The organism is Pseudomonas lini, from assembly GCF_030812475.1.
In the GTDB taxonomy this organism is placed as follows: domain Bacteria; phylum Pseudomonadota; class Gammaproteobacteria; order Pseudomonadales; family Pseudomonadaceae; genus Aquipseudomonas; species Aquipseudomonas lini_A.
Map to the genome: position 1 here is coordinate 16,237 of NZ_JAUSSR010000026.1, position 17,565 is coordinate 33,801.

The following is a 17,565-nucleotide window of genomic DNA, read 5'->3' on the forward strand; positions in this document are numbered from 1 at the left end:
AGGAGCCAGGCTTGCCGGCGAACCGGACACCGCGGTTTATCTGTCGCATCGCGTTATCGTTCTTCGCCTGTAGGAGCCAGGCTTGCCGGCGAACCGGACACCGCGGTTTATCTGTTGCACCGCGTTATCGTTCATCGCCTGTAGGAGCCAGGCTTGCCGGCGAACCGGACACCGAGGTTTATCTGTTGCACCGCGTTATCGTTCATCGCGGGCAAGCCTCGCTCCTACAGGCGAACCGGACACCGCGGTTTATCTGTTGCACCGCGTTATCATTCTTCGCCGGCAAGCCTGGCTCCTACAGGCCCGCACAGGTTAGCGATCTGCCGCCTTCTGGCTGTTCAAAACGGCATCGCCGGGCTTGCCCAGTACGCAAGAGGTGCCGCCAGGGGTGTACATCATCGCCACGCAGCGGTTGCAGGCGGTGCAGATCGAGTCGCGGCTGGCACCGCTTTCGAGCTTGTTGACGTAGTCATTCTCGGCCAGCAACACCCGGCCCATGGCGACCAGGTCGAAACCCTCGGCCATGATCTTTTCGATGCTCGCCAGGCTCTTGGCGCCGCCCAGATAAGCCAGTGGCATTTTCACCGCGGCACGCACCTTGCGCGCATGTTCCAGCAAATACAGCTCACGGAATTCCACGGTTGGCTCTTTGCGGCGCTGGATGGCCATAGCCAGGGCGATGATCTTGTTCTTCTGTTGCACGCGGTTTTCCTTGGGGAAGGAAGAGCCGAACATGGTGGTGATCGACTCGGCATTCATCCCGGCGCTGAGCACCAGCAGGTGCGCACCCTCCTCTTCCAGCATGCGGGCGATCTGCGCCCCGTCTTCGGCACTGTTACCGGCGCGCACGCCTTCAGTGACGCTGTATTTGCAGATCACCGCCATGTCCTTGCCGACCGCGTCCAGCACCGCACGCAGCACCTGGCGCGGAAAGCGCAGGCGGTTTTCCAGACTGCCGCCGTACTGGTCGCGGCGCTTGTTGTACATTGGCGAAATGAACTGGCTGAGCAGGTAACCGTGACCCATGTGGATTTCCACGGCATCGAAACCCGCCTGGCGTGCCAGGCGTGCGCCTTGCGCGAAGTCGCTCACCACTTGCTGCATGTCGTCTTCGTTCATCGCCTGTTTGAGGAACATGCCACTCATCAAGCCGATCTTGTTGAAGCCGCCGCTGGCTGACAGCGGACGTTTGGTCGAGCGTTCGCGGATGAAGGTAAAGCAGCCGCCGTGGGTGATCTGCGCGCTGGCCAGGCCACCGGACTGGTGCACACCGTCAGTCAGGGCCTTGAAGTGCGGCACGCTGGATGGGGTGAGGGTCAACTGGTTGGGCAAGGTGCGGCCATCATCGCTTACCGCGCAATAGGCGACGGTGGTCATGGCGGTGCCCCCGGCGACCAGGGCCGAGTGCAACTTAACCAATTGTTTGGAAGGCACGCCCTGGGCACTCATGCCCTCGTTGGTGGCGGACTTGATAAACCGGTTTTTCAGGGTCAGTGGGCCAATCGCAATAGGGCTGAACGGTGACGGGGTCGGACGAGGGTTCATGACAGGCCTCTCTTTGTTGTTATCAGGCTACAAATGAAGGCTGCGTCGCCATCTCGCGACGCAGCCATGATCATCAGAAGGTGTACTTGGCGTTGAGCGACAGGTAATCGCGGTCAGCCAGCAGTCGGCCCTGGGCGGCATCCGGCGAGCTCAGGTAAGCGACATAGGTCATGCCGATCTGGAAGTTACCCAGGTACTTGAAATCGCCACCCACGGTCAGGCGCTTCTCGTCACGGCCCAGGCCCTGATAGGCGCTGCCGTCGACGTTCTGCGTCCAGACCACTTTGGTGCTCAGGTCCAGTCCCGTGGCGATGGACGGGTAATCCATGTAGGCACCAATGCCCAGCAGGGTCGAACCGCGGGTCTGGATCTTCGACTCGAACGTGTCGAACGTGCCGTCCACGCCAGGCCCGCCGCCAGTGATCGTCAGGCTGTCTACCCCGTCGATGCGTTGATGCACCACTTCGCCCATGAAGGTAGTCTGATGGGCGAGCAGGCTTGGGCCCAGGATGTACATGGCGTTGAGGTTGCCTTGCCAGATCTGTCCGGTGGTGGGCGCGCCGTTGTTCAGGTAGACCGACGCGCCATCGCGGTAGCTCAGGTCACCGGCGTACTGCACCGAGTCGCCAACCTTGGAGGTGAAACTGATGCCCGTCAGCTTGACGTCTTCGAAGTAACCCAGGCGATAGGACGGTGCGGTGCCGTCATGGCCGATGCTCTTGAGCGAGGAATATTGGGTGGTGCCGGTGAAGTCGAAGAACATCGAGCCGATGCGTTCGTTATAGCGGTAATGGAACAGCCCCACTTCGGTGTTTTCGGTGATCCGGTAGCGCACGCCGAGGCCCCATTGGCCGCTGTCGCTGGCATCTTTTTCACCGGCATAACCGACCGCCAGGCCGTTGGGCAGGCGGTCGACCGCACCGCTACCCAGGCGATAGAACTCGGCGCCGGGGCCGAACGTATCGCTGCCGAAGTAGTCGCCCACAGGGTTGAGCTGGGTCTTTTCCCACTCGTACTGGTAGTAGCCCACCAGCGCCAGGTTTTCATTCAGCGACCACGATCCGGACACCTGCCCCACCGGCAAGTACGAGTCCTTGGCCTCGGTACCCGGCACGTTGAACTTGGTGGCGTCCACCGGGGCCTGGCCCTGGCTGATGTTAGGCCAGAACAGGCTCTCGCCCCAGGCCACCAGGTGCCGCCCGGCCTTGAGCGACAGGTACTGAGTCTCGCCGACATCGAAGTTGCCATACACATAAGCATCGAGCAGTCGCGCCATGCTGCCACTGAGCCTGCGGGTTTCGTCGCTGAAGCCATCGTTGTGCCCGGTCTTATTCACCGTCAGCGGCGAGTCATTGGCATTTTTCTGGTTGTAGACATCGTCGTAGAACTGACTGCCGCGCAACACCGCTCCGAGGTTGTCGTGCTTGAGCTGTAATTCGCCGAACAGGCTCAGGCGGTTGTTGATCAACGAGCCACGCTTGAAATTGCGCGTGCCATCGTCGTTGTTCGGGTCGTTGAGGTATTGACTGGCCTGCTTGGCGGTACGCATGGAGGCGGTGTAGTTGACCGTCAGCGACGAATCCAGGGTGGTGTTTTCCCCCAGTTCGATCGTGGGTGCGGCGCCGGCTGTGGCACTGGCCATGGTGATGGCCGTTGCCAACAGGCAGCGGCTCCCGGTCAGGTTCCCCGAATGGCGCGCGACAGTGTTTCGCGTAAACATGCTCCTCTCCTTTTGTTATTGTTTTTTCTTGTGTCGCCACAGCATGAAAAAAGCCCGTGCCGCGTACATCGTCCGTTTGGTGAGACGGGTGCGCCTTATGCCTGAGCGTTGCTGGCCACCACCGCCCGCAATTCGTTCTTCGCCACCTTGCTCGACGGATTGAGTGGCAACGCACTGAAGAAGCGCACCTGGCGCGGCACCTTGTAATTGGCCATCTGCTCACGGCTCCAGGCGATCAATTGCGCCTCGTCAAGTGCTGCACCTTCGCGCAGCACCACGCAGGCACATCCGACCTCGCCCATGCGTTCATCGGCGATGCCGATCACCGCCACCTGGGCAATTGCCGGATGCCTGATCAGCGCCGCTTCGATTTCCGCCGGGTAGCAGTTGAAACCGCCGACGATGAACATGTCCTTCAGGCGATCGGTGATGATCAGGTTGCCCGCCTCGTCCAGGCGCCCGACATCACCGGTGTGCAGCCAGCCTTCGGCATCGATCGCTTCGCGGGTCGCTTCGGGGTTCTGGAAATAGCCCTGCATGATGTGGAAGCCACGCAGGCAGATTTCACCGGTAAGCCCGGCGTCCAGTGCCTGGTTGTCCGGGTCGCGAATGCTCACTTCGGTCCCGGCAATCGGCCGTCCGCTGGTGCCGGCGATCACCTGCGCCGAGTCCTGGGGATCGCAGATCGTCGCCAGCCCGCCGCACTCGGTCAGGCCGTAAGCAGTGGTGACCACGGCAAATCCCAACTCGTTGCGCATGCGCTCGATCAGGCTCGGTGGAATGCTGGCTGAACCTGTGACCGCAATGCGCAGGCTCGACAGGTCGGTCTGCTTGAGTCGCGGGTGGGCCAGCAGCGACAGGTACAGGGTCGGCGCGCCGGGCAAGACGCTGATGCGCTCCCGGGCAATGCGCTGGAAGACTTGTTCTGCGTCGAACACCGCGTGGGGCAGGATGGTCGCCCCACCGATCAGGCACGTCAGCCAACCGGCCTTGTAGCCAAAGGCGTGGAAGAACGGATTGACGATCAGGTAGCGGTCGCCCGGCACCAGGCCGATGACCTTGACGTATTCGCTGAAGGCTCGCAGGTTCTGCCCATGCCCGCTCATCACGCCCTTGGGTTTGCCGGTGGTGCCGGAGGTGAACAACAGGTCGCACATGGCCTCGGGGCCGACTGCCAACGCGCGGCGTTTGGCACCCTCGGCGTCGACGGTGGCGGCACCGCGCAGGAACTGTTCAAGGGTCAGGTCCGAAGACCGCTCGGGAGTATCGCCATCGATAATCACCAGGTGTTCCAGGTTGACCGGCCGATGGGGCGCGAGCAGCACCGGGTAGTCGACGTCGAGAAAGCGCTGCTGGACAAACAACAGCCGGCAGCCGCTGCGTTCCAGCACATCCGCGGCCTCACGGCCCTTCATGCGCGTGTTGATCGGCACCAGCACCGCGCCGGCGCATTGGATGCCCAGTGCCGCGAGGATCCAGTCACCGCTGTTCGGCGCCCAGACACCGATCCGGTCGCCGGCCTGAATACCCAGCGCCATCAAGCCCCGGGCAAAGCCCATGACCCGTTCGGGCAACCCGGCGTAGTCGATGCATTGCCCGTTGTCTTCGATGGCCGTGCGACCGGCAAAACGTTCGGCGCTCTGGAACACCAACCGGGCAATGGTGGTGGGCACTTCGCTCAGCGGCAGGGATAGCTTCAGGCTCTGGTTCATCGTAGGCTCGGTGATCTGCATCATTCGGGAAAACGGATACGCAAGTGGGCGCTGGTCGGCACGGCCTGGCAGGCCAGGATCCAGCCTTCAGCCAGTTCATCGCTGTCCAGCGCATCGTTGTGCAGCAGCTCGATTTCGCCACTGTCCAGCGTGCACATGCACGAGGCGCAGCCTCCCACCCGGCAGGCGCTGGGAGGTTTAAGGCCGGCACGCTCCATCGCGGCCAGCACGGTTTCGCCGCTGTCGCAGGCCAGGCTGTGGTCCTCGCCATCCAGGCGCACCGACAACTGCGCCGCCATCGCCGCGTCACTGCTGACCGCCAGGGGCAGTTCGCCTTCGCCGGGCAGCGAGACAAAGCGTTCGACATGGACCCGGCCGCCGGGCAGGCCCAGGCTTTTCAGCGCACTGACCGCTGCATCCATGAACGGTCCCGGGCCACAGATAAAGGCCTGGGCGTCTGTGAACGGACGCGCCACTTCCGCCAATTGCTCGACGGTCGGAATGCCCTGCACCGAGTCGAGCCAATGGACAATCTGCAGGCGTTGCGGATGCGCGCTGGCCAGGGCCTTGAGTTCGTCGCGAAAGATCACCGAGGCTTCATCGCGGTTGGCGTAGATCAACAGAATCCTGGCGTGGCCGGCCAATAACGCCGAGCGCAGGATTGAAAGCACCGGCGTCACGCCACTGCCCCCGCCGAACAGCAGCAGGTCGTCGTCCAGGCTACGGGGCACAAAAACCCCGGCGGGCGGCAGCACCTCCAGGGTTTGACCGGCCTGCAGCTCGCCGCAGAGCCAGTTCGAGGCCCGGCCGTCACGCACGCGCTTGACCGTCACTCGCAGGGGTTCGCTGAGCAACGGCGTGCTCGACAACGAATAACAGCGCGGCAACCAGCCGTCCTCGAAAGGCACTCGCAAGGTCAGGAACTGGCCGGGTTGATAACGAAAGTGTTCGCTCAAATGCTCCGGCACGTCGAATACCAGGGAACGCGCATCGGCGGTTTCCTCGATCACTCGCGCCACGCGCAGGGCAAGATAATTGTTCATAGGTCAGGTACTCATGACCACCTGCCCGTGCATCACGAGCAGGTGTAAACCCAGGGGTATCGAAACGGGCACCATGGCCTCAGACGTACGGGTCCGGATTGGGCAGGCCCAGCATCACCGCGCCGAAACTGCGCCCGTAGGCCATGTAGTTGTTGGCGATATGCCCACGCGCCTGATGCAAGTCGCGAAACAGCCGCGCCACCGGGTTGGTGTTGTACAAGCCCGAGGCGGCCATGCTGCGCAGCAAGTCGTTCACCCGCTCGGCGCAGATATTGGTCACGTAGGCCGATTGGTAGCGATACAGCAGGCGGGTCTCGGTGTCGGGGTATTCGCCGGCACGGGCCAGGCTCATCAGGTGCTCGTAGTTGCGCTCCAGCACCAGGCGCAGGCTGTCGACGGTGATCATCGCTTCGGCAACCGCGGTTTGCGCCACCGGATCGTCAGCGGTACGGGCGCCGTGCTTGCCGATGTGTCTGGCGGCGTTGTCGCGGAACTCGTTGATCGCGCCTTGCAATGCGCCAATGGCCGAGGTCGAGACAGCGCGCGAAAACACTTGGGCGAAGGGGATCGCGTAGATCGGGTTGGTGTTGACCAGACGGCCGGGCGTCGCTTCCAGGGTCCAGTTATTGGTGCGTTGCACGCGATGGGCCGGGACGAACACATCCTCGACCACGATGTCATGGCTGCCGGTGCCGCGCAGGCCCATCACGTCCCAATTACGCTCGATCAGATAGTCGCGTTGTGGCAGCAGGAAAGTGCCATGCTCGGCAGCCAGTTCGTCATCGGGCGGCAGGATGCCGCCCAACAACACCCATTGGCAGTGCTCGCTGCCGCTGGAGAAACCCCAGCGCCCGCTGATCCGGTAACCGCCCTCCACGACCGTGACCCTGGCCGCCGGCATATAAGTCGAGCAGACCAACGTGCTGTGGTCATCGGCCCAGACTTCACGCTGTGCTTCGATCGGATAACGTGCCAGCTGCCAGGGGTGAACCCCCATCACGCCGTAGATCCAGGCCGTAGACATGCAACCTTCGGCGAGGATGGTCTGGATTTCGAAGAAGGTCCGGGGATCCACTTCATAGCCACCAAACGCCCGCGGCTGCAAGGCCCGCAGCAAGCCGGCGGATTGCAACTCGGCAATGGTCTCCTGCGGCACCTTCAAGTCCTTCTCGGCCTGCGCCGTGCGCGCCTTGAGTGCCGGCACCAGGCGTCGCGCACGATCCAGCAGATCACGTTCGTCCTGGGTCTTTTCTCGCTTGCTGTGCATCACTCGATTCTCCCGATCTCACTGCGCCACTGCGCGAGTTGTGATGGATCATCGGATCGAGCGAGCAATCATTCATCGTCAAAGCGGACTAGGGGGGGGCCGGTTCCCGTAGGAGCCAGGCTTGCCGGCGAAGAACGATAATGAGGTGCGACAGATAAACCGCGGTGCCCGGTTCGCCCGTAGGAGCGAGGCTTGCCCGCGAAGAACGATAACGCGGTGCGACAGATACACCGCAGTGCCCGGTTCGCCCGTAGGAGCGAGGCTTGCCCGCGAAGAACGATAACGCGGTGCGACAGATACACCGCAGTGCCCGGTTCGCCGGCAAGCCTGGCTCCTACAGGCGAAGAACGATAACGCGGTGCGACAGATACACCGCAGTGCCCGGTTCGCCGGCAAGCCTGGCTCCTACAGGCGAAGACCGCGGCACCCGCGGCGCTAGTCCGTTGAGACGATGCTGTCACCGGCCGTTGCAGCGATATTCAATCCATCAACCATCGACCCCACGGAGCAAGGGCCCATGAGTATTTTGCAGCGTTTCCAAATGGACGGCAGCGTCGCCATAGTCACCGGCAGCGGCCGGGGTATCGGTCGGTCGATTGCCCTGGCGTATGCCGAAGCCGGTGCCGATGTCGTATGCTCGGCGCGTTCGCTGGACGAGGTACAGGCCGTGGCCGAAGAAGTGCGTCGCCTGGGCCGACGCGCCCTGGCGTTCGCCTGCGACGTCAACGATGCCGAGCAACGCCAGGCGCTGGTGCGCCATGGCGTTGAGAACATGGGTCGCATCACTCACCTGGTGAACAACGTCGGCGGGGGCGGGCCCAACGATCCGCTGGCCCTGACCCCTGAGCAATTCGCCGAGGTGCTGAACTTCAACGTCGCCACCAGCTACGCCTTCTGCCAGCTGTGCGTGCCGCTGATGCGCGAGGCCGGTGGCGGCAACATCATCAATATCAGCTCGGTGGCGGCGCGTTATGCCCAGCGCCATTTCAGCGCCTATGGTACGGCCAAGGCCGCGCTCAGCCATCTGACCCGCTTGCTGGCCCAGGACTTCGCGCCGCAGATCCGGGTCAACGCCGTCGCCCCCGGCCCGACCCTGACCGAGGCGCTGAACGGCGTGATGCCGGCCGCCATGCGCCAGGTCATGGAAACCAACACCCCGCTCAAATGCCTGGGCACCCCGCAAGACATCGCCGCCGCCGCGCTGTACCTGGCCAGCCCCGCTTCGGCCTGGGTGACCGGCAAGATCATTGATGTCGATGGCGGTGCCGACTCGTCGGTCTGGCCCGGCTGAACCCACTCCTTTGGGTCCGTCCCTGTTGATGTCGGGGCGGGCTTTTTTTCTTCCCACCCATCTGGAGCCCTCCCATGGACGCCCATTTGATCAACGCGCTCGGTGATGAGCTGTTCAACGCACTGCGCAGCCGCCAGACACTGGCGCCCCTGACCCGACGCTACCCGCACATCACTCTGGAGCAGGCGTACCGGATTTCCCTGCAGTTCCTGCTACGCCGCGAAGCCCTTGGCGAGCGGGTGATCGGCAAAAAAATCGGGGTCACCAGCCGTGCCGTTCAGGAAATGCTCGATGTCCACCAACCGGACTTCGGTTTCCTCACCAATGCCATGCAGGTCGACGATGACAGCGATGTCAGCCTGGCCCGCTACAACTTGATCCAGCCCCGGGCCGAAGGCGAAATCGCGTTTATCCTCGGCGAAGACTTACAAGGCCCGGGCATCAGCGCCGAAGACGTGCTGGCCGCCACCCAATCGGTGGCGCCATGCTTCGAGATCGTCGACTCGCGGATCGACGACTGGCAGATCCGCATCCAGGACACCGTGGCCGATAACGCGTCCTGTGGCGTGTTCGCCCTTGGTACTCAGCGCATCGACCCGCGTTCGCTGGACCTCGCCGCGGTGCACATGCAACTGCTGAAAAACGGCCAGCCCGCAGGCTCGGGCCTGGGCTCGGCGGTGCAAGGTCACCCTTGTGAGGCCGTGGCCTGGCTGGCCAATACCCTGGGCGAGCTGGGCATTCCGTTCCGCCGGGGCGAAATCATTCTCTCCGGCGCCCTGGCGCCGCTGGTCCCGGTGGTGGCCGGTGACCGTATCAGCCTGTCAATGACCGGGCTCGGTGAAGCCAGCCTGCGCTTCGTCCCTTGATAACCCCTTGATAACCCCTTTCCCTCCTGGAGCCAAAGACCATGAGCAAAAAGATCAAATGCGCGCTGATCGGGCCGGGCAACATCGGCACTGACCTGCTGTACAAACTGATGCGCAGCGAGGTGCTGGAACCGGTGTGGATGGTGGGCATCGACGCCTCCTCCGAAGGGCTGGTACGGGCTCGCGAACTGGGCCTGAAAACCACCGCCGATGGCGTTGACGGCCTGCTGCCCCATGTCCTCGAAGACCAGATCCAGATCGCCTTCGACGCCACCTCGGCCTACGTGCACGCGCAGAACTCGCGCAAGCTCAATGCCTTGGGCGTGTTGATGATCGACCTGACCCCGGCGGCCATCGGTCCGTACTGCGTGCCGCCCGTCAACCTCAAGGCCCAACTGGGCCTGGGCGTGATGAACGTCAACATGGTCACCTGCGGTGGCCAGGCCACCATTCCGCTGGTGGCGGCGGTGTCCAGCGTGCAACCGGTGGAGTACGCCGAAATCATTGCCACCGCCGCCTCCAAATCGGTCGGTCCCGGCACCCGGAAAAACATCGACGAGTTCACCCGCACCACCGCCAGCGCAGTGGAAAAGGTCGGCGGCGCGAAGAAAGGCAAGGCGATCATCATCATCAACCCTGCCGAGCCACCGCTGATGATGCGCGACACCGTGCACTGCCTGACCGCCAGCGAGCCCGACCAGCCGGCGATCTCCGCCGCCATCGAGGCCATGATCGAGCAAGTGCAACGCTATGTGCCCGGCTACAGGCTGGTCAACGGCCCGGTATTCGACGGCAATCGGGTGTCGATCTTCATGGAAGTCGAAGGCCTGGGCGACTATTTGCCCAAGTACGCTGGCAACCTCGACATCATGACCGCCGCCGCAGCGCGCACCGCCGAGATGTTCGCCGAGGAAATCCTCAAGGGCGAGCTTGTGCTGACCGCCACCGCCCAAACCGCCCACGCATAAGGAGCCGACCATGGATCTTCGCGGCAAGAGCATTACCGTTCACGACATGTGCCTGCGCGATGGCATGCACCCCAAACGCCACCAGATCAGCCTGCAGCAGATGAAAGACATCGCCTGCGGCCTCGACGCGGCCGGCGTGCCGCTGATCGAAGTCACTCATGGCGACGGCCTGGGTGGCAGCTCGGTGAACTACGGCTTCCCGGCCCACACCGACGAGGAGTATCTGTCGGCGGTGATCCCGTTGATGAAAAAGGCCAAGGTCTCGGCGCTACTGTTGCCGGGCATCGGCACTGTCGATCACCTGAAAATGGCCCATGAACTGGGGGTCAACACCATTCGCGTGGCCACCCATTGCACCGAGGCCGATGTCAGCGAACAGCACATTTCCCACGCCCGCGGCCTGGGCATGGACACCGTCGGTTTTCTGATGATGGCCCACATGAACAGCCCCGAAGGCCTGGTCAAGCAAGGCTTGCTGATGGAAAGCTACGGCGCCAACTGCATCTACCTGACCGACTCGGCGGGCTACCTGCTGCCGCACGATGTGAGCGCCCGTGTGGCGGCGATGCGCGCGGCCCTCAAACCGGAAACCGAGATAGGCTTTCATGGCCACCACAATCTGTCGATGGGCGTGTCCAACTCAATCGCCGCGATTGCCGCCGGGGCTAACCGTATAGACGCCGCCTGCGCGGGCCTCGGTGCCGGTGCCGGCAACACGCCGATGGAGGTACTGGTGGCGGTCTGCGACCGCATGGGCATCGACACCGGCGTCAGCGTGTTCGGCATCCAGGACGTCGCCGAAGATTTAGTTGTGCCAATCATGGACTTCCCTATCCGCAGCGACCGCGATGCCCTGACCATGGGCTACGCCGGGGTCTACGGTTCGTTCCTGCTGTTCGCCAAGCGCGCCGAGAAGAAATATGGCGTGTCGGCCCGGGAAATCCTCGTGGAAATGGGGCGTCGCGGCATGGTCGGTGGCCAGGAAGACATGATCGAAGACACCGCCATGACCCTCGCCCGGCAGCGCCGGCAGGCCTAAAGACCAACGATCGTTCCGGTCATGCGGGAACGGTCGATACCCCCCTTGTAGGAGCGAGCGGTGCGGCGATCCGACGTGCCCTCGAACCGGGCGCTGGGGTGCATCTGTTAGATCACGTTATCGTTCTTCGCCTGTAGGAGCGAGGCGTGCCCGCGAACCAGGCACTGCGGTTTATCTGACACACCGCGTTATCGCTCTTCACCGGCAACCCTGGCTCCTACAGGAGCCAGGCGCTGCGGTGCATCGTTCTTCGGGTTAACGCCAATCGGCGACGATGCCGTGTTCCAACGCAAACGGCTGCGCGGCGATGGTCCGGCATTGAAACCCTGGCGCCTGTTCGGCGGTGGCCAGCCACAGCATCACGGCCGCCGGAACGTGAGGTGGGGCACTGCCGGCGCGCAGGGCGATCAGGCCTTTGTCGCCGATGGTGGCCTTGAGGGCTTCGGTGGTGACTACTCCCGGATTGAGGGTATAGGCGCGAACGCCGGCCTCACCCAACTCCGTAGTTAGCACCCCGGACAGTCGCGACACCGCCGCCTTGCCCGCGCCGTAGGCATAACCCCAGCCACCCTTGCCCGCCGCCACCGGTGGGTCGCTTTCGCCGGCGCCGGAGGTGACGTTGATCACCACCCCGCCGCCGCGCGCCACCATGTGTTCGGCCACCGCCCGAGTCAACAGAAAGGGGGTAAGGATGTAGCCCTGGAACATCCGCTCCAGGGTCTGGGCTTGCAGGTCCATGAACCCGGCGTTGAGGTCACTGCCTTGGTAGATCGCGTTGTTGATCAGCACGTCGATGCGCCCGTACTCGGCCAGCACCGCCTCGCAGGCAGCCAGGGCCGAAGCGCTGTCGAGCAGGTCCATCGGCACCACGAGTACCCGGCAACCGAGTTCGCGTAACGCTTGGGCTGTTCCGTTGAGGCTGCCGGCCAGCGGTGCCCCGGCAGCATCGCGCAAGGCATGTTCATGTTGTTCACCCTCGTTGAGGGTACGGGCGCTGATCGCCAGGTCGAAACCGGCGCGGGCGAACGCCAGCGCCGCCTCGCGGCCAATTCCACGGCTGGCGCCAGTGATGAATGCCACCTTGTTCATGAGGATTCCTTTTAGAAGCGCGAGGCGCGGACCATGGCGTCCATACCGCCATCGACGAACACCACGCTGCCATGGACAAACGACGCTTGTGGCGATTGCAGGAAGGCCACCACTGCGGCGAGCTCATCCGGGCGCCCTGAGCGGCCCAGGGGCGCGACGAAATCGCGGGTTGCCTGGCCAAACCGTGCATCTTCCAGCGAAGCCCGGTGCAACGGGGTTTCTACCGCGCCCGGCGCCACCACATTCAAGCGCATGCCCTGCTTGCCCCAGTTCATGGCCAGGTTGCGAGCATGGTGACTGATGGCGTATTTAGAGGCGGCATAGGCGACGTGAGGCTGGTCGAGGGAGTTGGCCAACGCGATCGCCTGATCTTCATCACCTGCGAGCATCGCGTCAATCATCGGCTGGCCGTCAGCCCCCGAATGCGTCGCCGCCACCGAGCCGATCACCAGCGCCGCCGGTTGTTGCCCCTTGGCCAACGCACCTTGCAGGCCGTCGAGCAACTGGCTGACGCCAAAGTAATTGACCGCCGGGATCAAGCCGCAGGTCGGCGCCGTGACACCGACCCCGGCGCAGCAGATCAGCCCGTCGAGCACCCCGCCGCTGAGTTCAAGCACTTGCGCGATGGCCGCGTCACGCCCCTGGGGGGTGGACAGGTCCGCGACCACTTCGGCGTTGCTGCGATCGATACCGATGACATGGTGCCCGGCGGCGCGCATGGCGGCAGATACGGCGGCCCCAATTCCCGAGGCACTCCCGGTAATGGCTGTAATTGGCATGGTGATTCTCCGTGATAGGTCCCCCAGTATCGACAGGGCTATCACGCGACGGCATCGTCTGTGCGGACTACGTGTGCCTGTAACACCGCGTCACCGCTCTTCGCCTGTAGGAGCGAGCGGTGCGGCGACCCGACTTACCCGCGAACCAGGCACTGAGGTGTATCTGACACACCGCGTTATCGTTCTTCGCCTGTAGGAGCGAGGCTTGCCCGCGAACCAGGCACTGAGGTGTATCTGACACACCGCGTTATCGTTCTTCGCCTGTAGGAGCGAGGCTTGCCCGCGAACCAGGCACTGAGGTGTATCTGACACACCGCGTTATCGTTCTTCGCCGGCAAGCCTGGCTCCTACAGCGAACCAGGCACTGAGGTGTATCTGTAACACCGCGTCACCGTTCTTCGCCGGCAAGCCTGGTTCCTACAGCAAAACGGGCTCAGGCCTGGCGATAGATGGGCACGGCCAGTTTCAGTGGCGGGATCTTGATTTTCTCACCCACTTTCAACACCAGCTTGGGTTTACCCAAGGCCACCACGCTGTTGAGCATGATGCGCACCAGCTCGGTCTGGCGTCGCACCCCGGTCTTGGAGAAGATCGAGCGCAAGTGCGCCCGCGCGGTGTTACGCCGGATATTCAGGGCCTCGGCCGCTTCTTCCAGGGACAGGCCGTTGGCCAGTTCCATGGCCAGGGCGGTTTCGGCCTTGGTCAGGTTGAACAGCTGCTTGGTCACCACTTCGCTGGCCAGGGATTTGCTCGACGCATCGCGGATGTACACCAACGCCGTCGGTTGGCCCTTCTCCTCGGCCCAGTCCAGGGACGGAATAGATTCGACCACCACACCGAGGTTGACCAGACCTGAAGGCCGCGTCACCGACATGGCCTCGGCACTTTTCGGCGCATCCGGGCAGAACGCGCCGCGAATCAGGCGTTGCAGTTCACGGTTGTCACTTGGATAGGTCGCCTCCAGGCGTCCGCCCACCAGTTTCAGACCATCGGAACGGGCGAGAATTTCCTGGGCCACCGGGTTGATCTGCAATACGCTGCCGCTCTCGTCGAGCACCAGGGTCGCCACCGATAACCGGCTGATGGCCTGGGAGTACAGCCCGCTCAGCGATTCGCTGCGGTCCAGCAGGTTATGCAATTGCGAGGCGCGGCGCAGGTGTGGCAGGAAACTGGCGCACAGCGCCCGCTCGTTGGCGCAGAAGTTGGGGGCGTGTTTCGGGCGGGTAGCGCGAAAGCGCAGTTTGCCGCCGTCCGGGGTGGAAATGTCCGCACACATCACGTGATACACATCGTTGGGACCGCAGAACGCCTTGAAGTAGGCGCTGTGTTCCCACTCCGTGGAGCTCATGATGTCATCGACGGTGAACACCTTGTCCAGTGGCTGGTTGGCGAACGGCGTATTGGTCTGCGGGTAAGTCATGTAGCAGACGTCACCGGCACCTTCGCGATCGCCAACGAGGATCATCACGCCCGTATCGGGTTGGTCCGGCACCCGCAGGATCAGCGTGACGTAGTTGGCCTCGTAGAGTTTGAGAAAGCTTCTGAGGGCGTGGGCCATCAGTTTCGGATCGAGGGCGCCGTCGTAGATTTCACCCACCAACTCGTTGTAGCGCGTGAGATCCAGGCCAAGGCTCGCCAGGACTTCCGGGGTCAGGACACTATCTTGCATAGTCTTTCCTCGCTCGGGTAAGGACGGTGCCCTTCCCTTGTTATTTTTATATTTTCGGCTAGTGGCCTGCGGGGGCCCTGAAAACAGGGCCCGCGCCTCAGTTTCCCTGTCGCCTGCCTACTCCACAATAGGCCCGACAGGTTTATTTTTTCGCTATTGAGAATCACGCGCAGCCGGGCTTTTTTTCAGCTCAAACCGGCCTTGTGGTGCCGGGTGCTGGCGTGGCCGTTCGCTGACCAACGGTCGACCGCGATTGAACCAGGCCGCCAGCGCCGGCAAGAGGAAAATCGCCCCCAGCACGTTGACCAGGAACATGAACGACAGCAACACACCCATGTCCGCCTGGAACTTCAGCGGCGCGAAGGCCCAGGTGCAGACGCCAATGGACATGGTCACGGCCGTGAATACCGCCGCCGTGCCGCGTTGGCACATGGCCTCGTAGAACGCCTCGCGCAGGTTGGATCCGCGCAGCATTTCATGCTGGATGCGCTCGTACAGATAAATGCCGTAGTCGACGCCCACGCCCACCCCCAACGCCATCACCGGCAAGGTGGCGACCTTCAGGCCGATCCCGAGCATGGTCATCAACGCGTTGCACAAGATTGCGACAATTGCCAGCGGCACCAGAATGCACAGCACCGCGCGGATCGACAGGAAGGTCATCCAGCAAAACAGTGCGACTGAACCGAACAGCGCTCCCAGCATGATGATTTCGGCGCGCTTGACCGCCTCGTTGGAGGCCGCCATCACCCCGACGTTGCCACCGGCCAGCAGGAATTCGACTTGCGGCGAGCTGATCTCGGCAATGATCCGCTTGGCTTCACTGATCGTATGACTGACCGTGCTGCCTTCGTGGTCGGCAAGGAACACCAGGATCTGCATCTGCTGGCAGCCGTCGGTGACCAGCCCGTCATCGGGCACATAGGCCCGCGCGCCCTGACTCAGGCCACGGGGCGATCCTGGAATCGCCGCCCAGCGCGGATTGCCTTCGTTATTACCGGCGATTACCCGCTTGCCCATATCCGCCACGCTCTGGATCGACTGCACACCTGAAACAGTGCGCATGCGGAAATCGAAGGCTTCCACCGCACGCATCACGGTGGGCGACAGGCAGCCTTCTTCGACGCCCTTGACCTGGACGAACACCGACATCACATCGAGGCCGATGGAATAGCTGCTGATGATTTTGCCGTTGTCCAGGTTATAGCGGGAATCGGCCCGCAGCTCCGGCGCGCCGGCACCGATATCGCCCACCGCCAGGTCGCGAGCCTTGTAGGCCCCGCCCGCCAGGAGCAACAGACTGATGGCGAACACCCCGAGGGCTGGCCCCGGTTCGGCCAGCGCCGACAGGCGCCACCACAGGCGGTGCCTGCCCGCAGGACGTGATTGTGCCCGACGCAATAGCGCGGGCTCCAGGCGCAGGTAGGAAATGATGATGGGCAGCATCAGTTTGTTGGTGATGATCATCAGCATCACGCCGATGCAGGCCGTCACCCCCAGTTCGTGGACGATGGGAATGTCGATCAACATGATCACCGCAAATCCCAGGGCGTTCATCAACAAGGCCAGGGAACCGGGAATGAAAATCTTGCAGAACGCCGAACGCGCCGCGTCCCTGGAAGTGCTGCCGGCCAGCACATCCTGCTTCCAGGCGTTGGTCATCTGCACCGCATGGGACACGCCGATGGAGAAGATCAGGAACGGCACCAGGATCGACATCGGATCAATGCCCAACCCCAGCAACGGCAACAGGCCCAGCAGCCAGACCACCGGCAGCAACGCCACCACCAACGCCACCACGGTCAAGCGCAGGGAACGGGAATACAGCCACAGCAGCAACCCGGTGATCACGAAGGCCACGACAAAAAAGCCGATTACCGTGTTCAGCCCTTCGACCACATCGCCCACCAGTTTGGCGAAGCCGACAATGTTGATCTCGATATCGGGACTGTTGTACTTGGCGCGGATTTCTTCCAGGCGCTTGGCGATATCGACATAGGACACCGGCTGGCCGGTCTTGGGGTCGGTGTCCTGCAGGTCGGCGCGGACCATGGCCGACTTCAGGTCATTGGCCACCAGCCGGCCTACCTGTCCGGAGGCCGCCGTGTTGCTGCGTACCTGCGCCAGGTCCGCGAGGGTGCCGCTAAAGCGCGGAGGCACCACCACGTCGCCAAAAAAACCTTCCTCGGTAATTTCGATGTAACGCACATTGGCGGTAAACAGCGACGTCACGCTGGGGCGGCTGACCCCGGAAATGAAAAACACGTCGTCGGTGACTTTGCGCAGGGTCTCGAGGTACTGGGCGTTATAGATGTCACCCTCGCCTTTCCAGCGCACGCTCACCAGGAGGCGGTTGGCGCCGGTGAAGTAGCGGCTGAATTTGAGAAAGTTGACCATGTAGGGATGCGTCACCGGGATCTGTTTGTTGAACCCCGGATCCAGCTGCGTGTGGGTGGCGCTGTAGCCCAGGCCCAGCGTCACCAGCACGAACAGCAACAGCAGCCCCTTGCGCCAGGCCATCAGATGGTCGGCGCACGTTTCAACGCAACGCGTCACCCAGTGTTTACCTTGATTCAT

Annotated in this window: 13 protein-coding genes; 4 read left to right on the top strand and 9 right to left on the bottom strand. The window is 63.0% G+C overall.

The window, feature by feature from the left end; translation table 11 throughout:
* Window positions 1-312: 312 nt before the first annotated feature.
* The 5 genes from J2W17_RS30540 to J2W17_RS30560 form a co-directional block, all read right to left on the bottom strand.
* Complete coding sequence (locus J2W17_RS30540; protein ID WP_307343942.1) at window positions 313-1,545, bottom strand: NADH:flavin oxidoreductase; 1,233 nt, start codon at window positions 1,543-1,545, stop codon at window positions 313-315.
* Window positions 1,546-1,618: 73 nt separating this feature from the next.
* Window positions 1,619-3,265: a DUF1302 domain-containing protein gene (locus J2W17_RS30545; protein ID WP_307343944.1), complete on the bottom strand. Its 1,647-nt coding sequence runs from the start codon at window positions 3,263-3,265 to the stop codon at window positions 1,619-1,621.
* Window positions 3,266-3,360: 95 nt separating this feature from the next.
* Window positions 3,361-4,977 (bottom strand): FadD3 family acyl-CoA ligase, encoded by a 1,617-nt coding sequence (locus J2W17_RS30550; protein ID WP_307343947.1) that lies wholly within the window; start codon window positions 4,975-4,977, stop codon window positions 3,361-3,363.
* A 20-nt stretch (window positions 4,978-4,997) separates the two neighbouring features.
* Complete coding sequence (locus tag J2W17_RS30555) at window positions 4,998-6,020, bottom strand: ferredoxin--NADP reductase (RefSeq protein ID WP_307343950.1); 1,023 nt, start codon at window positions 6,018-6,020, stop codon at window positions 4,998-5,000.
* Window positions 6,021-6,099: 79 nt separating this feature from the next.
* Entirely contained in the window at window positions 6,100-7,287 is a 1,188-nt protein-coding gene (locus tag J2W17_RS30560) for an acyl-CoA dehydrogenase family protein (RefSeq protein WP_307343953.1), read from the bottom strand.
* A 517-nt stretch (window positions 7,288-7,804) separates the two neighbouring features.
* On the opposite strand from J2W17_RS30560, the gene J2W17_RS30565 reads away from it, so the two are divergent.
* The 4 genes from J2W17_RS30565 to dmpG all read left to right on the top strand — a co-directional run bounded on the left by J2W17_RS30565 (window position 7,805) and on the right by dmpG (window position 11,451).
* On the top strand, window positions 7,805-8,578 hold the full coding sequence (locus J2W17_RS30565; protein ID WP_307343956.1) for a glucose 1-dehydrogenase: 774 nt from the start codon (window positions 7,805-7,807) through the stop codon (window positions 8,576-8,578).
* A 74-nt stretch (window positions 8,579-8,652) separates the two neighbouring features.
* A complete protein-coding gene (locus J2W17_RS30570) occupies window positions 8,653-9,444 on the top strand; it encodes a fumarylacetoacetate hydrolase family protein (RefSeq protein WP_307343960.1) in 792 nt (263 codons plus the stop codon).
* Window positions 9,445-9,485: 41 nt separating this feature from the next.
* A complete protein-coding gene (locus J2W17_RS30575) occupies window positions 9,486-10,412 on the top strand; it encodes an acetaldehyde dehydrogenase (acetylating) (protein WP_307343963.1) in 927 nt (308 codons plus the stop codon).
* Window positions 10,413-10,422: 10 nt separating this feature from the next.
* Window positions 10,423-11,451 (top strand): 4-hydroxy-2-oxovalerate aldolase, encoded by a 1,029-nt coding sequence (gene dmpG, locus J2W17_RS30580; RefSeq protein ID WP_095059605.1) that lies wholly within the window; start codon window positions 10,423-10,425, stop codon window positions 11,449-11,451.
* A gap of 255 nt (window positions 11,452-11,706) precedes the next feature.
* On the opposite strand, the gene J2W17_RS30585 is transcribed toward dmpG, so the two are convergent.
* From J2W17_RS30585 to J2W17_RS30600, 4 genes are all read right to left on the bottom strand, one after another.
* Window positions 11,707-12,540 carry an SDR family NAD(P)-dependent oxidoreductase gene (locus tag J2W17_RS30585; RefSeq protein WP_307343967.1) on the bottom strand — a complete coding sequence of 278 codons (834 nt, stop codon included), beginning with the start codon at window positions 12,538-12,540 and terminating at the stop codon, window positions 11,707-11,709.
* An 11-nt stretch (window positions 12,541-12,551) separates the two neighbouring features.
* Window positions 12,552-13,319, bottom strand: a complete 768-nt coding sequence (locus tag J2W17_RS30590; RefSeq protein ID WP_307343970.1) for an SDR family oxidoreductase — start codon at window positions 13,317-13,319, stop codon at window positions 12,552-12,554.
* Window positions 13,320-13,752: 433 nt separating this feature from the next.
* On the bottom strand, window positions 13,753-14,988 hold the full coding sequence (locus J2W17_RS30595; RefSeq protein WP_307343972.1) for a helix-turn-helix transcriptional regulator: 1,236 nt from the start codon (window positions 14,986-14,988) through the stop codon (window positions 13,753-13,755).
* A 153-nt stretch (window positions 14,989-15,141) separates the two neighbouring features.
* Complete coding sequence (locus J2W17_RS30600; protein ID WP_307343975.1) at window positions 15,142-17,565, bottom strand: efflux RND transporter permease subunit; 2,424 nt, start codon at window positions 17,563-17,565, stop codon at window positions 15,142-15,144.

Coding starts and splice junctions, on each gene's coding strand:
- J2W17_RS30540 (WP_307343942.1), bottom strand. CDS start 1,545: ATGAACCCTCGTCCGACCCCGTCACCGTTCAGCCCTATTGCGATTGGC.
- J2W17_RS30545 (WP_307343944.1), bottom strand. CDS start 3,265: ATGTTTACGCGAAACACTGTCGCGCGCCATTCGGGGAACCTGACCGGG.
- J2W17_RS30550 (WP_307343947.1), bottom strand. CDS start 4,977: ATGAACCAGAGCCTGAAGCTATCCCTGCCGCTGAGCGAAGTGCCCACC.
- J2W17_RS30555 (WP_307343950.1), bottom strand. CDS start 6,020: ATGAACAATTATCTTGCCCTGCGCGTGGCGCGAGTGATCGAGGAAACC.
- J2W17_RS30560 (WP_307343953.1), bottom strand. CDS start 7,287: ATGCACAGCAAGCGAGAAAAGACCCAGGACGAACGTGATCTGCTGGAT.
- J2W17_RS30565 (WP_307343956.1), top strand. CDS start 7,805: ATGAGTATTTTGCAGCGTTTCCAAATGGACGGCAGCGTCGCCATAGTC.
- J2W17_RS30570 (WP_307343960.1), top strand. CDS start 8,653: ATGGACGCCCATTTGATCAACGCGCTCGGTGATGAGCTGTTCAACGCA.
- J2W17_RS30575 (WP_307343963.1), top strand. CDS start 9,486: ATGAGCAAAAAGATCAAATGCGCGCTGATCGGGCCGGGCAACATCGGC.
- dmpG (WP_095059605.1), top strand. CDS start 10,423: ATGGATCTTCGCGGCAAGAGCATTACCGTTCACGACATGTGCCTGCGC.
- J2W17_RS30585 (WP_307343967.1), bottom strand. CDS start 12,540: ATGAACAAGGTGGCATTCATCACTGGCGCCAGCCGTGGAATTGGCCGC.
- J2W17_RS30590 (WP_307343970.1), bottom strand. CDS start 13,319: ATGCCAATTACAGCCATTACCGGGAGTGCCTCGGGAATTGGGGCCGCC.
- J2W17_RS30595 (WP_307343972.1), bottom strand. CDS start 14,988: ATGCAAGATAGTGTCCTGACCCCGGAAGTCCTGGCGAGCCTTGGCCTG.
- J2W17_RS30600 (WP_307343975.1), bottom strand. CDS start 17,565: ATGAATCAAGGTAAACACTGGGTGACGCGTTGCGTTGAAACGTGCGCC.